12 protein-coding genes are annotated in these 13790 nt (G+C 65.9%); 5 read left to right on the forward strand and 7 right to left on the reverse strand.

Going from position 1 to position 13790, the window contains the following annotated elements:
- The first annotated feature begins 7 nt into the window (after window positions 1–7).
- Window positions 8–1285 carry a polysaccharide biosynthesis protein gene (locus VC184_RS12095; protein WP_323986355.1) on the forward strand — a complete coding sequence of 426 codons (1278 nt, stop codon included), beginning with the start codon at window positions 8–10 and terminating at the stop codon, window positions 1283–1285.
- A gap of 68 nt (window positions 1286–1353) precedes the next feature.
- The gene (locus tag VC184_RS12100) at window positions 1354–2370 is read left to right on the forward strand and encodes a glycosyltransferase family 4 protein (RefSeq protein ID WP_323987764.1); all 1017 of its coding nucleotides are present in this window, start codon (window positions 1354–1356) and stop codon (window positions 2368–2370) included.
- A 31-nt stretch (window positions 2371–2401) separates the two neighbouring features.
- On the opposite strand, the gene VC184_RS12105 is transcribed toward VC184_RS12100, so the two are convergent.
- From VC184_RS12105 to VC184_RS12115, 3 genes are read right to left on the reverse strand one after another with little or no spacing between them, the layout of a single operon-like run.
- Complete coding sequence (locus VC184_RS12105) at window positions 2402–3283, reverse strand: alpha-1,2-fucosyltransferase (protein WP_323986357.1); 882 nt, start codon at window positions 3281–3283, stop codon at window positions 2402–2404.
- A complete protein-coding gene (locus VC184_RS12110; RefSeq protein WP_323986360.1) occupies window positions 3267–4454 on the reverse strand; it encodes an MATE family efflux transporter in 1188 nt (395 codons plus the stop codon). The genes VC184_RS12105 and VC184_RS12110 overlap by 17 nt, the downstream gene beginning before the upstream one ends.
- Window positions 4455–4510: 56 nt before the next feature.
- Window positions 4511–6205: a DUF2142 domain-containing protein gene (locus tag VC184_RS12115; RefSeq protein ID WP_323986362.1), complete on the reverse strand. Its 1695-nt coding sequence runs from the start codon at window positions 6203–6205 to the stop codon at window positions 4511–4513.
- Window positions 6206–6224: 19 nt separating this feature from the next.
- Between VC184_RS12115 and VC184_RS12120 the strand changes: the two genes are divergently transcribed.
- Both VC184_RS12120 and VC184_RS12125 read left to right on the forward strand, forming a co-directional pair.
- Entirely contained in the window at window positions 6225–7238 is a 1014-nt protein-coding gene (locus VC184_RS12120; protein WP_323986364.1) for a glycosyltransferase, read from the forward strand.
- 4 nt (window positions 7239–7242) lie between these two features.
- Window positions 7243–8325 (forward strand): UDP-N-acetylglucosamine 2-epimerase, encoded by a 1083-nt coding sequence (locus VC184_RS12125; RefSeq protein WP_323986366.1) that lies wholly within the window; start codon window positions 7243–7245, stop codon window positions 8323–8325.
- Here VC184_RS12125 and VC184_RS12130 read toward each other — a convergent pair whose 3' ends face one another.
- Both VC184_RS12130 and VC184_RS12135 read right to left on the reverse strand, forming a co-directional pair.
- Window positions 8326–8745 (reverse strand): DUF2304 domain-containing protein, encoded by a 420-nt coding sequence (locus VC184_RS12130; RefSeq protein WP_323986368.1) that lies wholly within the window; start codon window positions 8743–8745, stop codon window positions 8326–8328. It lies immediately after the preceding gene.
- Window positions 8742–9470 (reverse strand): glycosyltransferase family 2 protein, encoded by a 729-nt coding sequence (locus VC184_RS12135; RefSeq protein WP_323986370.1) that lies wholly within the window; start codon window positions 9468–9470, stop codon window positions 8742–8744. Before VC184_RS12135 ends, VC184_RS12130 begins: the two co-directional genes overlap by 4 nt.
- Before the next feature lie 551 nt (window positions 9471–10021).
- On the opposite strand from VC184_RS12135, the gene VC184_RS12140 reads away from it, so the two are divergent.
- Entirely contained in the window at window positions 10022–11677 is a 1656-nt protein-coding gene (locus VC184_RS12140; protein WP_323986372.1) for a glycosyltransferase, read from the forward strand.
- On the opposite strand, the gene VC184_RS12145 is transcribed toward VC184_RS12140, so the two are convergent.
- The gene (locus VC184_RS12145) at window positions 11671–12825 is read right to left on the reverse strand and encodes an ABC transporter ATP-binding protein (protein ID WP_323986374.1); all 1155 of its coding nucleotides are present in this window, start codon (window positions 12823–12825) and stop codon (window positions 11671–11673) included. The genes VC184_RS12140 and VC184_RS12145 overlap by 7 nt on opposite strands.
- Before the next feature lie 44 nt (window positions 12826–12869).
- Window positions 12870–13754, reverse strand: coding sequence for an ABC transporter permease (locus VC184_RS12150; protein WP_323986375.1), 885 nt, complete (start codon window positions 13752–13754; stop codon window positions 12870–12872).
- Window positions 13755–13790 lie beyond the last annotated feature (36 nt).

Genomic DNA, 13790 nt, shown 5'->3' on the forward strand with positions numbered 1-13790 from the left:
GCCGCACGTGACCTCCGGACCCGGATCGAGCAGGAGACGACTTCTCGGCTTCACCGTCCTGCCCGCGCTCGCCGCGGTGTCGCCGCTCGTTGTTCTCTCTGTCGTCTCGCGCGCCGCAGGCCCGGCGGGCTGGGCCAGCGCGCTCGCCGGCGAAGCAGTGGGCACCTTCGCCGCGATCGCCTTGGCGTTCGGATGGACGACGATCGGCCCGGCGCTTGTCGCGACGGCGGACGACGCCCACCGCGGCCGGCTCTTCCGGGAGGCGCTGGTGGTGCGCGCCATGACAGCAGCCGTGGCGTTGCCCGCGGCGGTGGTGATCTGCGTGGGCATCGCCACGGACGGATTCCAGCTGCTCACGGTGCTGATGGGGCTGCAGGGGGCGCTCATCGCAATGTCTTACACCTGGTTCGCCGTTGGCCTGGGCGATCCGCTCGCAATCGCGATCTATGACGCCGTGCCTCGGCTGCTCGCGGCCATCATGTCTGCTGTAGCCATCGGCGTATGGGCGGCCCCGATCGAGATCTATCCCCTAGCGGGTATCGCCGTCACCGTCATCGGCACGACCTGGTACACGGTTGGTGTGCTCCGTCGTTTTCCCGCACGATGGCCCGTCTCCGGAGACCTTCCGAACCTGTTCCGCCGCAGCGCTCCCGTGGCGATCAACGAGGCCGCTCTGGGTCTGTACTCGTCGACGCCCGTGCCCCTGGTGAACGTCGCCACCGCCAGCACGGCGGCAGCGGGGTTCGCGACAGCCGACAAGATGGTCAAGCTCGGGCAGTTCCTCCCGGTGACGCTTGCGAACGCGCTGCAGTTCTGGACGACGGAGGTCCGCGGCGCTGCACGTGCGCGGCGCCTGCGGATCGCTCTCACCGCTCATGTCTTGATGGGACTTCTCGGATGGGTAGTTCTGGCGGTTGCGGGCCACGCTGTGAGCGCGTTGCTCTTCGGCGAGGACGCGGCGGCTCCGACCGCGATCGTGATAGTCCTGGGCTTCGCGTTCGCCTGCTACTCCACACGAACCTCGCTCATGCGCCATTTTCTGTTTCCGGTCGGTGCGACACGGACCGTGATGAGCGGCACGCTGTTGGGGAGCGCCATCGGTCTCCCGACGATGATCGCTCTGACTCTGACCATCGGACCGATCGGGACTGCTGTCGGCTACGCCCTGACCGAGGCGATCGCCATGGCGTGGCTGTTCAAAAGCACCCGGACGTCGTACCGCACACTCGTCGCTGAGTCGCCGCCCGGCGCGAGCGAATCCACCGGAGATAGGATGGACGAGTGACCCGTGTACTGGTGGATCTCCTGTTCTTCACGGGCAAGCAGGGGGGTACCGAAACCGTTGCGCGCGAGGTGTACTCGCGCCTGTCCGGAAGGCCAGGCTGGGAATTCGTAGGGTTCGCAAGCCGTGAGCTCGTCGCAGCCGGAGCCGACTGGTTTCCTGGCCGTATCGTCGACTCCGGGCTCAGCTGTGACAACCGCGCACAGTGGGCCTGGGGCGAGCTCACCGGTGTCGCACGCGCCGCGCGTGACGCCGGCGCCCATTTGATCCACGCGCCGGCAAACTTCGGGCCTCCCCGGCCACCTGTTCCGATGGTGCTGACGCTTCACGATGTGCTCGCCTTCAAGCGGCCGGAGTTCCTTCCGAGCCGAGTCGGGGTCATTCCCACCCGATTCCTCATCTCGCGCGCGGCGCGTGCCGCATCGCACATCATCACGGTGTCGGACACCGCTAAGAGCGACATCCTTGAGGTGACGGGGCGTCAGGCTTCGGACGTCTCGGTCGTCCACCCCGGAAGTTCGGGCGCCACGCCCGCGGGCACGGGCGATGCTCCTCGATCGGGGTTGTTCAGTCTCGGAAATCGCATGCCGCATAAGAACTTCCCGCGCCTCATCGAAGCGATGTCCCTGATACCGGAGTCTGAGAGGCCGCGCCTGGTGATCTCCGGGAGCCATGCCGATGATCCGCTCCTCGCGGAGGTCGAACGGAGGGGCCTGCAACGTTGGGTCGACCTGCGTGGTTGGCTCACCCGAGCGGAGGTGGATGAACTTTACGCGACGTCCGCAGCCGTCGTCTTTCCCACGCTCTTCGAGGGCTTCGGGCTCCCGGTGCTCGAAGGCATGGAACGCGGCTGTCCGGTCGTCTGCTCCGACATCCCGGTGCTACGCGAGGTGGGCGGGCCCGCGGCGGCGTACTTCGACCCCCTCGACCCCCGGAGTATCGCCTCGGTCATCCAATCGTGCCTCACCGACAGCGCACGGCGCACCCGGATGTCCGCAGCGGGGCTCGCGCGGGCGTCGACGTTCACCTGGGATGCGACGGCTGAAGGGACGCTTGCCGCCTTCGAACGCACAGTCGAACGAGCCTGAGGGCGGGCTGCCGGGAGCAGCAGCCGCGCGCTCACCTCGCGTCCAGGGTGATCCATCCGGCCTCCAGCAGATCTGCTTTCGCCGTTCCGCTCGAGGTCCAGGGTCGCGGACCGATGATCACCGGCGGCTTCTCTGGGCGCCGGGCCATGAGGGTCGCCGCCCACCAGCTGAAGCTTGAATTGCTCATGATCATCGCTGTTCCCTCAGACATCGCCTTGAGGGTGCTCCAGATGCTGAGCGAGCCGTCGTCGGCGACGAAATCGAACTGCGCGTCGACCCCTGCGAGCTCATCTCGAACAAGGTCAACCGAGTCGGAGAACACTCGAACCGGAAGATCCAGGCCGAGATCGCGCGTCAACGCCAGCGCGCGTTTCGCATAGTCGACAGATGCGATGAACTGGCGCGCCGTGGGCACAGCGAGATAGTCACCACGCCGCAGGTGGAGTGTGATCGCCGGTTCTGCGCGCATGCGGGCGAGTATGCTCGACTCCGCTTCCGTCTCCGGCATCGCGAGCATCGCGTCGATGAGTCGTGGCGCAACGGTCGGGAAGTATCTGCGCGACTGGAAATAGCCCACCAGAGTGGTGCCGGGCCGGACCTGATCGATCGTGTCCGCATAACGGTCTGCGTCGCGCTCGAGATAGATGCGTCCGAGACGGTTGGGGAACGGCAGAACTCGTTCACTGTTGAGCCGCAGCGAACGCCAGCTCTCTGAGGGATCGAGTGTGCGTGCCGGTGTCGCGAGAGCGTCGACCTCGAAGCCGCGCGTTCCCTCCACTCGGAAGTGCGACGCGTCCAGATACAACGGACACCCGAGCCGTTCAGCCTGCTCCCAGGCCGCACCGAGGATGAACAGCTGGTTGCCGAGCCCGCCGGCGATGTACCCGGTGATGCCGTCACGACGACTGTTCATGGGTCAGGCTCCTTCCACTCCGATTGACTTTGGCGACGACCACCACGATAAGGACGGCGCAGAGGATCGCTCCCAGAACACCGAAGGCGGTAAGCGCGAACGCGACGTCCGGCAGGAATCGGACGAAAGCCAGTGCCTGCACGACAACCGCCGCGCACAGGCTGACCGCCGCGAGACGAGACGCGTCAGCGATGAGCTGGATGAGCAAACCCTGCAGGATGATCCAAGGGATGTAAGCAGCGACGACAGGGACGAGGAGAGACACTGCGCTCGCGTACGCGGGGCCGTAGAGGAGATCGATGATCGGGCCACCGGCGACAGCGAAGATGACGAGCAGCAGCAGCGAGACCCCGGCGGAGGCCAGTACCGACACGCCCACTCCCAGCCAGGTCAACCGCGAGTGCCCGCGGTTGCGTGCGAACCTCGGAAGCAGGTAGAGCGACAGGGTCGAGGGAAGGATGAACGCGGCCTTAACGAGCACAGCCACGGAGGCGTACGACCCGGCGACGTCCGCAGGCGCCAACATCCTCAAGAAGAAGACGTCTGCGCTCGTGAGCCAGGCGAGGGCCACGGTGATCGTGACGATCGTCGCCCCGTCGCCGGTGAAGATCGTCCGGGTAGGTCCGGGCACGCTCCGCGCCGCCAGAGCCGCCCCGATCGTCGCAATTCCTGTAGCTGCGAGCACGGCACCCGCGGCACCACCTACGCCTAGACCCAGCAACATCAGCGGCGCGACGAAGAGTACCCGCAGGACAAGCGACGCCGTCGACCATCCCACGGCCGCGGCGGCACGACCTGACCCCTGCACGCGGCCCACGAAGGACGCGAACAAAAAGCTCAACGGAATCGTCGCGGCTGCTGCGAACACGACGCTCAGGTTTGCGCCGAGGGCATCCGCGATCCACGGCGCGAGGGCTGCGACGAGGAGCCCACCGCCAACACCGATGACGAGAGCATCGGTTGGGATCTGTCGTCGAAGGCCGGTCCCCCCGGACCGGGGTGCCGCGGCGGTCTCGACCGCAACCGAATTCTGCACTGCCGAGCTGCCGATGGCCGCCACGTTCACGATCGAGAAGAAGGCTGCGAGCAGGCCAAAATCCGCGGTTCCGAGAGAACGGGCGGTGACGATCTGGAAGACGAATGCGGCGACCGCACCGAGAGCGCTGGCCACGCCTACGGCGGTCAACGCCGCCGCGTGGGTTCTAACGTGCCCGCCTGCCGCGCCCCTCATGCCTCGGCCTCCACTTCTCTCGCCAGTGAGGACTCACGGTCCGACGCCACCGCAGCGATTCGCGCATGGCGCGGCCACGCGAGGGTCATCAGCAACCCGATCACCATGGCGAAGGCCGTGCTTCCGAGCACCCAGAGGCCCATCGGCGAGATGGGCGCGTTCCACCACCACTCCACGTCGCGGTCGAGATTGATCCCAACAGCGTCCAGCCCGGTGACGTAGCGCCGCAGGTTGACGTGCAGCGCGACACTGTTCGCGACGGCGAGCGAGATCGCGACGACCGTCAGCTGGAGGCGGTTGAGTCCGAGCGACGCGCGGCCACGGGCGAAGACCGCGATCCCGGCGAACATGATGATGAGCGGGAAGACATATCGGGGCTGGACCCCGTTACCGACCACGACTCCGTCGTGCATCAGTATGTAGAGCGGCACAGCGATGACCCCCGCGCCGACTCCGGCGAGAGCGAGCCACTTTCTCCAGTCCCCCCGTCCGAGTCCCCAGAAAACGACACCGCTGAACACGGTCATCGTGACTACCCATACGATCCCGGGCATGTAGGTATCGAGCCAACCCAGTCCCCAGGTCCCCAGGAACCCGACGAGGAGCTGAGGTAGTTGCTTGACGTTGATGAAGAGGAGCTCTGTGAACGTGTAGGTCTCGTTCTCGACGACGGTTGCGCCTCCGACGACAGCTGACTGCCCCGCGCTGAGGAATAGCGCCGCGGACGCTGCAATGAGACCGACGGGCAGCAACAGTTCGAGCAGGTACCTCCTGTCGCGACGGAACGCAAGCACGCTGCCTGCGATGAGGGCGAGAACTGCATAAGCGGCGGAATCGCCTCGCGCACCCGCGCCGAGGATCACGAGCACGACTGTCAGAACCGCGAGGAGGATCTTCCGCACCCCCCGTTGAGAATGGAATCCCCAGACCGCGACCCAGAGAGTTGAGGCGGATGTCACAGCCCACGAGCTCGGATTGAGGCTCGCGATGATGAACGTGCCCAGCGGGACCGACGTGATCAGAGCACCCCAGATCAACGCGCTCCGGGCGCCGCGCGGGATGAGGAAGAACACGGCCGCGAGAGAGCCTACGTAGATGAGGACGTTGACCGCGCGGATGACGACGACGGACACCGAAAGATCGTCGCTCGCGAGGAGATGGGTTACGGCGTAGTAGACCGGCGGGTATGCCTCACCGTTCCAGTTGCCGCGCGTGCTTACGCGGGTCCCTTCGTCGTCGAGAGCGCATGACGCCGCGGCATTCGGGTCGAATGCGAAGCAACTGGCTGCGTCCAGGACATCTGCCGGTAGCACGCGTTCCTCGGGAGCCCCCGTCTCGGCGCAGAGCTCCATCGCGGCGGCCGAGCCGCACCAGATACTCGCCATGTGATAGTCGTCATCCGGACTCGAACCGGGGGGCGAGGAGACCGCCCAGCAGAAAAGGGCCATCACCACCGCCGCAAGGATCGCAATCGGGCGCGCAAACCGCGCGGCGTGACGCATGCTCTTCAAACCAGGCTCCTCGGTCGAGACACTCGGCGGCTCCACCGGAAGGGGGCCAGCGCGGCACGGACTATTCTGGACGAGTGTCCCGCCCCACCCGATCATGCTATCCGGCACCGGGTCGCGATCCTGGGAGCACCATCCACCCCGACGGAGGTCCAGCTCTGCCATGACGTCGTCGTCGCTCACGCCCAGTTCGGACCTCACGGTGGTGATCCCTTCCTATAACTCCGCCCGGTGGCTCCCGTCGACCATCGCGGCCCTCAGTATCGCGCTCGATAAGGGAGGGCTCCGGGCCGAGCTCATTGTGGTCGACGACGGCTCGACGGACGACACAGCGGCGGCGGTGGATGCGGCATCGCAGGGATTCCCGGGCACCGTTGTCCTGGTTCGGCAGGCCAATGCCGGCCGTTTCGGCGCACGGCTCCGCGGTCTTGAGGCCGCTTCCTGCGAGATGGTGCTGCTGCTGGATTCCCGGGTTCTGATCGACCCCGGCAGCCTGAAGCATGCGTGGCGGACGCGAAACGCGTCGTCCACATTGGTATGGAACGGACACATCGTCACCGACCCCGCCGCACCACTGGTCGGGCAGTTCTGGGAAGTTCCCACGCGACTGTTCTGGGGCGACTATCTTCGTCGTCCTCGCCGGCTCGTTCTCACGTCGCACAACTTCGACTCCGGACCGAAGGGAACGACGATGCTACTGGCTCCGCGGTCCGTTCTGATGGCAGCGTTTTCGCACGCCGGGCCGACGGTAGCTTCTCCACTCGTGTCGGACGACACGAAGATTCTCCGATGGGTCGCAGAGCACCATGGGATACAGCTGGATCCTGGCTTCCGGGCCGTCTACCGCCCGCGTACAACCGTGAGCGGATTCCTCCGGCACGCCTTCGACCGCGGGACGCTTTTCGTGGATTCGTACGCGGGAACTTCACTCAGCCGATCCGTCGTGCTTCTGACGCTCGCTGCTGCTCCCTTCGTCGCGATCGTGATTCTCAGCGTGCTCGTCAAACGCGGCCGCAGGTCACAGGCGCTTGCGCTCATGGGAGCCGTCCTGTCGGCTGCCTCCGCTCCGGCCGCCCTCGCGCGAGGAGCGTCGCGCAGGTCCGTTGTCGCCTACCTTCTCTACCTCTTCCCGTTCGTCGGTCCGTTCTGGGCCGGGCTCGTCCGCGGTGTCGTCGTGCACCGCAGGTCGTTCTCGACGTCGTCTCGCAAGGAGTGAGCTCATGATCGTGTTCATCTACGGAACGACGGCTGAAGCCATCAAGCTGGCACCGATCATGCGGCGGCTCGATGCGCGGAGCGTGCCGTTCCAGCAATGGGTGACCTTCCAGCACACGGACGCACTGCGCAAGGCAATGCCCCAGCTAGGACTGCGCGAACCAGACCGAGTCATTGCAAACGGCTGGCGGGGCAAACCGCTCAAGAAACCCGTCCACATGCTCGGGTGGATGGCGTCGGTTGGGTGCTGGACGCTGAAGAATCTGCGCTCACTGCGCCGGGCGCCGCAATCGAGCGTGGTCATCGTCCACGGAGACACGATGACGACCGTGCTCGGCACCATCATCGGCCGTCTCGCCGGAGTGCCCGTGGCACACGTTGAAGCGGGCCTGCGCTCAGGGGACTGGCGTCACCCTTTCCCCGAGGAACTCGACCGCAGGATCGTCGGACGCCTGGCGGAAGTGCATTACGCCCCGACTGCGGAAACCGCAGCCAATCTCACCGGCCGGCGCAACGTGGTGGTGACCCAGGGCAACACGGTGAAGGACGCCGTGCGCGATGGAGCCCCCGTCACCGAGGACGCTACGAGCCTGTCCGTTGAGCCTTACGGCCTCGTCCTCCTGCACCGCTTCGAGTTCATCTCGAACCCGTCACTCGTGCGTAGTACGCTGACCACGCTCCACGAGTCCAGCCCCGTCGACCTCCGGGTGATGGTCGACACCTACTCCCGAGACGCCATCGAGAGCGTCATCCGCTCGCTGCACCTAGATCGTCTGACGGTGATGCCGAAACAGGAACACTCGGTCTTCGTCGAGACCTTACGACGCGCGCAGCTCGTCGTGACCGATTCCGGGGGCGTTCAGGAGGAGTCCGCGGTCTTCGGCATCCCGACCTTGATCCATCGCATGGCCACGGAGCGCACCGAGGGCCTCGGGACCAGCGCCGTCCTGTCGCAATGGGACCCGGAGGTCCTCCGGGGCTTCCTCGTGAATGCCGATTCGCTTCGTGCGGCAGCGGACGACCAGTCGGCTTCCCCTTCGGAGATCATCGTCGAAGACCTCATCCGCCGCGGCTACGGCTCGTCGTAATCAGTCGGCTGCGCCGTCGGGCCGGTCCGGCGGGAGAGCAGCGTCGTCCCGCACCGCGCCCAGCGGGTGATCCGAGGACCGTTCACCCCGTAGCTCGTCGAGTTCCACGCGGAGAATCGCGACCTCCTCGGCGATGCGGCGAATCTCCTCCTCGGCTCGCGACAGCTCCCACGAGAGGTGCAGAGCCACGCCGATGAGAAGCGCAACAGCGAGCGCGAACAGCAGATTCGACGGAACGATCACGCCCAGGACTCCGGCAAGAGCACCGAGGAGGTCAGGGAACAGGGCGAGAGCGAGCATCGCCACTCCGATGACGAGCCACATCACGGCGTACTTCTCGCGCAGGTGACGCCGCAAGAGCATCGTCACGATGATGGCGAGGATCACAACGGCGAAAGCGATGCCGATCGGAACGATCATGCGCGGGGCCTCCTTCGGAGCGCGCCGCGCATGAGCGCGAGCGAGATCGCGAATACGGACCTGACGAGATACACGGTGGATCCGATGACACCCTGACTGGGCTTTCCGTGCATGCGGGGCCGCATAGCGACGGGGACCTGGACCACCCGCAGACCAGCGTGAAGCGCTTCGACGAGAGAGTCGAGCGTATCCCCCAGGTACTCCGCAGGGTAGTAGCGCACGTACTGCGCAATGGCGCGCTGATTCGCAGCGCGGAATCCGCTTGTCACATCGGTGAGTTTCACGCGTGCCACTCGCGAGACGACAGCGGCGAGAAAGACCATCGCCCACCGTCGAGGGCCGCGCACGACGTAGTTGCCCACGTCCGCGAAACGCGCCCCGATCGAGATGTCGGCGTTGTCGAGTCCGCGCAGGACCGTGGCGATGTTATCGGGGTTGTGCTGCCCGTCCGCGTCTACTTGGATGGCGCGCGCGTAACCGCGGCGCTGAGCAAAGGTGAATCCGGTGCGCATGGCGCCGCCCACGCCGAGATTGAAGGGAAGCTCGAGCACTTCTGCTCCCGCCGCGCGCGCTTCGGCTGCGGTCGAGTCGGTCGATCCGTCATCCACTACCACAACGTCGTAGCGATCGTCGGCCGCGAGGATCTCACGCACCGTGTGGCCGACGTTTCGTTCCTCGTTCCACGCGGGAACGATGACGAGAACGCGTTCACTCAGGTCCGACATGGCGCGTCAAGTGTACCGCGCCGAGGTATCAGCCTCCGACGAGGCCGGAAGCGACTTCATATAATCGAACGATGCTGAGACACGCTCGAGCCGTCTGGCGGAGCATGCGCCACACCCCCGCGATACGGCCGATCATGGAATCCGCAGACCGCATGTGGTGGGCTCGCACCATCCGGCGCGCCGGCGTCGTGGACATGGATTTCGTGGTGGGCCAGGGGGGTCCCGCCTCGACACGGCGAGCCGTCCGCCGGTACGTGCGCGGCGGCTTCCGCGATGGCATGTCGCTGAACCCGCTCTTCATGGAACGCCTCGTCGCCTCGCAACTTCCGGACGCAGGACGAGTACCCGCCCTCTACGCCTACCTCATCAACGACCCTCGCTCGGTCGAAGTGAGCGTCAACTGGGACGCGCCGGGGTATGTCGAGCGGCACCCCGAATCAGTCGCTGCGCCTGGCGGCCCCCTCGGGCACGCATGGCGTGCGGCCCGCGCGGAAGGCTCCGTCGTCCTCGGGTCGTCCCCGAGCCTGCAGCAACGCGTAGCCTGGAGCGACGTGCTCGCCGCGGCGCGCTCCGCACCGGCGTCCGAGCCAGCAGTGAGCGACGCGCATATCGTGCACGTCTGCCGACTGGCCGACGACGAAGGCATCCCTGCACGCCCCCTCATGGAGGCCGCGAAGCTCGCGCAGGACTCAGATGTCGCTACCGTCATCGCGCTGAACCCGGCGAGCAGCGAAGCGCGGATCGCATCGTGCATCCTCGCGCTATGGCTGCCACGGACCCAGATCGTGCGAGACCAACCCGATCTTCCTGAGCGCATCGCCCAGTCCCCTGCCTCTACGGTAGTCGTGCGCGGACCACATGCCGAGATAGATGCGGAGGCTCTGTCCACTCTGGCCGACGCAGGCAGTCGAGGGCCCGTTGCGCCGCTGTGGCTCGGGTGGGATGGAACGGTCGCATCAGCAGGTGTCGTGGTGCACGAAGACCGCCCACAACACCTGCTCCGGGGCCATCCGCCCGAAGACGCGCTTGCCCTGGGGGCTGTGTTGGATGTCGCGGACGTCGCGGGCGAGACCTACGCCGCGCCGGCGACATCATCCGCGTCCGGTGCCCGGACGCTGACCCGCGTCGTGGTTCGGGCACCGGTCATCGACACCGGCGTCGTCACTGACAGCGGCGTGATCGGAGGCGCAGATCTGGCAACCCTCGTTGCGCGAGCCGGACTCAGCGTCCAACCCGGCACCGCTGGATCTCCCAAGCTGTTGCGCCAGCCGCGAACCGCGACGACGGTGGACGGGGAGGTCGTCCCATGCCTTCGCTGGGCGATCAAGATAGCTGCTCCCCCCGGCAAGCCCGGCGAGTCATGGGGTGACACGCACTTCGCTCGGGGCCTGGCGGAGGCTCTCCGTAGGCTCGGTCAGGAAGTGGTCATCGACGCGTACGACGCACGGACGCGCTCAACGGGGCACCTCGACGACGTGGTGCTCGCGCTCCGTGGCCCTGAGCCCTTCCGCGGGCAACGGGGCGCTCTTTCACTCCTCTGGGTCATCAGTCATCCCGATGAGATCGCGCACGACGAACTGTCGAGCTTCGACAAGGTGTTCGCGGCGTCGGACGCCTGGGCGCGGAGCACCGAGGAACGCTTCGGGATGACTGTGACTCCGCTGCTTCAGTGCACAGACGCCCGCCGCTTCCGTCCCGCGGGGCTCCCCCGAACCGACCGCCTTGTTTTCATCGGGACCGCTCGCGGGATCGCCCGGCCGTCCGTGGTCGAACCGATCCGCGCCGGCATCCCCATTGATGTCTACGGTCCCGACTGGCGGGGCTACATCCCTGCCGCCTCGATCGTCGCGACCGGCGTGCCGAACGCGGCGCTACCCCCGCTTTACGAGAGCGCGCGCGCGGTCATGAACGATCACTGGCCCGCGATGCAGCGTCACGGCTTCGTTTCCAATCGCCTCTTCGACGTGGTCGCCGCTGGGGGACGTGCGGTCAGCGACGCTGTCGCAGGCATCGATGAGTTGTTCGGCGGCGCAGTCGTGACATACGAGTCCGTTCGCGAACTGATCTCGTTCCTGCGGACCGACCTCGATGCCATCTTCCCGTCACCAGAAAGGCTTCGGGAGATCTCATCGCACGTTCGCGCGCACCATTCGTTCGACGCTCGCGCCCGCACCTTGCTGCGAACAGCGCTCGAAATGCGTCAGTGAGTCCGCACGACGACCGCTACGTCGGCCGTCGTCGTGCCGAGCGTCTGCAGCTCTGTCTGAACGGTGAATGTCGCCCCATGTGCGATCCCATGGATACCGCCCTCATCGGGAGCCACAGCGTTTCCGTGCACGTGGTACGTGCCCGCTCCAAGGTGCAAAGCCTCGACACAGAAGTCCACGGTCGCCGGTCCCGACAGGGTGGGAAGCTCGGAGCGAAGGAGGTCGGTGTTCGATGCGAACACCATGTGCCCCAAGGGCGTGTTGACGCTGAAGCCCGCCGCCCATCGGTCGATTTCATGCCGGGCCTGGAGCTCGAGCCTCACGGTGAGCGTCTCGGCCGAGGTGAACGCGCGACGGCGGGCGCCTTGAGCGTCGAGGACCTCGACGCTCGACACCGTAATCGGCGCCGACTCCGCAGACTCCGCAGCCGTTGCATCGTCACGTCCGTCCAGGACGTCACGCAGAACGCCGATCGCTTCGTCCACATCGCCATCGTGCACCACGGCACCATTGCGCAGGACGATGCCACGGTCACAGAGCTCCGCCACCTGCTGTGCGGAATGACTCACCAGGATGATGGTGCAGCCCTCAGCACGGAACCGCGCGATGCGGTCCATGCACTTGCGCTGGAACGCCTCATCCCCCACAGCGAGCACCTCATCTACGAGGAGGATGTCCGGATCCGTGTGGATGGCGACCGAGAAGGCGAGACGGACGTACATCCCGGAGGAGTAGAACTTCACGGCCGTCTCGATGAAGTCACCGATACCGCTGAACTCGACGATGTCGTCGAATCGATCGTCGATCTCCGCGCGGGTGAGACCCAGGATGGAAGCGTTGAGGTAGATGTTCTCCCGCCCGCTCAGGTCCGGGTGGAAACCCGCGCCGAGTTCCAAAAGCGCCGCCATACGGCCGCGTGTCTCCACGGAACCGCTCGACGGCGACACGATGCCCCCGATGAGCTTGAGCAGGGTGCTCTTACCCGACCCGTTGGCGCCCATGAGCGCCACGGTGGTCCCGGCTTCGATCTCGAATGTCACGTCCTTGACGGCGACGAAGTCTTCTCGGTGCTGTTTACCCTGCCGCCCGAGATGGACGATGCGGTCCTTGAGGTTGTTGTCGCGTCGGACTCGGAAACGCTTACGCACGCTGTTAACGCGGACGACAGCGGGTGGTGTGTAGGTGCCTTGCATCAGATCTCCTGGGCGAAATTGCCCTGCAGGCGGGTGAAGACCCGGTGAGCGATGAGAAGCAGCACCGCTCCGACGGCGCCTGCGATCAGCATCCTGAGCTCGAGATTCGCAGGGTAGTCGGTCGGCGCCCCCGCACCCCAGAACGCCTTGTGAAACCCGAGAATCGCGATCGTCAGCGGGTTCGCGAGGTACAACTCGATCCCCCAGGCCGGGAGCGAGAAGCGATCGATGACGTCACTTACCATTCGCCACGAGTAGACGATGGGTGACGCCCACATGGCAAGCATCAGAACGACCTCTGTGAGGTATTGAATGTCACGCAGGTAGACATTGATCGCCGATAGAAGCAACCCCACCGCCGTGGCATAGAGGAGCACCAGAGCGAACGAGGGGAAGAACCAGAGCATCTCGAGCGGCGCGGGCAGAGCGCGAAACAAGACTGCGGCGGTGAGGAGTACAGCGAGCTGCACGAAGAACATGAACCCGGCGCCCCCGACGCTGGCCAGCGGGAAGATCTCACGCGGAAGGTAGATCTTCTTGACGAGGCCGCCGTTCGCCAGGATGGAGCCCGTGGCACCGGACACGGTGTCGTTGAAGAACATATAAAGCGTAAGGCCGGCGAACAGATAGATCGCGAAGTTCTGGATCCCCTCGGCCGCGCGCAGGAACTGCCCCAGAACGATGAAGTACATCAGGAACTGGATGAGGGGCCGGATGACGGTCCACAGGAAGCCGAGGAAGCTGTCGCGGTAACGAACCTGAAGGTCACGGCGCACGAGAAGGAACAGCAGGTCCCTCCGCGCGAGTACCTCGCGGATCTTCCCGCCGCGCCCTGGGACGGTCATACCGCTCGCTGTGACGGTGGCGAACGGAAGCGCGCTCAAGCGCGCGAATCTAGCCGATGTATCCAAACTGCCTTC

This window comes from Microbacterium plantarum, from assembly GCF_035231185.1.
GTDB classification, from domain to species: domain Bacteria; phylum Actinomycetota; class Actinomycetes; order Actinomycetales; family Microbacteriaceae; genus Microbacterium; species Microbacterium plantarum.

What these genes read in the sequence shown, in the direction of transcription:
- VC184_RS12105 (WP_323986357.1), bottom strand. Translation starts at nt 3,283, where the DNA reads ATGAACAGTCGTCGTGACGGCATCACCGGGTACATCGCCGGCGGGCTC.
- VC184_RS12125 (WP_323986366.1), top strand. Translation starts at nt 7,243, where the DNA reads ATGATCGTGTTCATCTACGGAACGACGGCTGAAGCCATCAAGCTGGCA.
- VC184_RS12130 (WP_323986368.1), bottom strand. Translation starts at nt 8,745, where the DNA reads ATGATCGTTCCGATCGGCATCGCTTTCGCCGTTGTGATCCTCGCCATC.
- VC184_RS12135 (WP_323986370.1), bottom strand. Translation starts at nt 9,470, where the DNA reads ATGTCGGACCTGAGTGAACGCGTTCTCGTCATCGTTCCCGCGTGGAAC.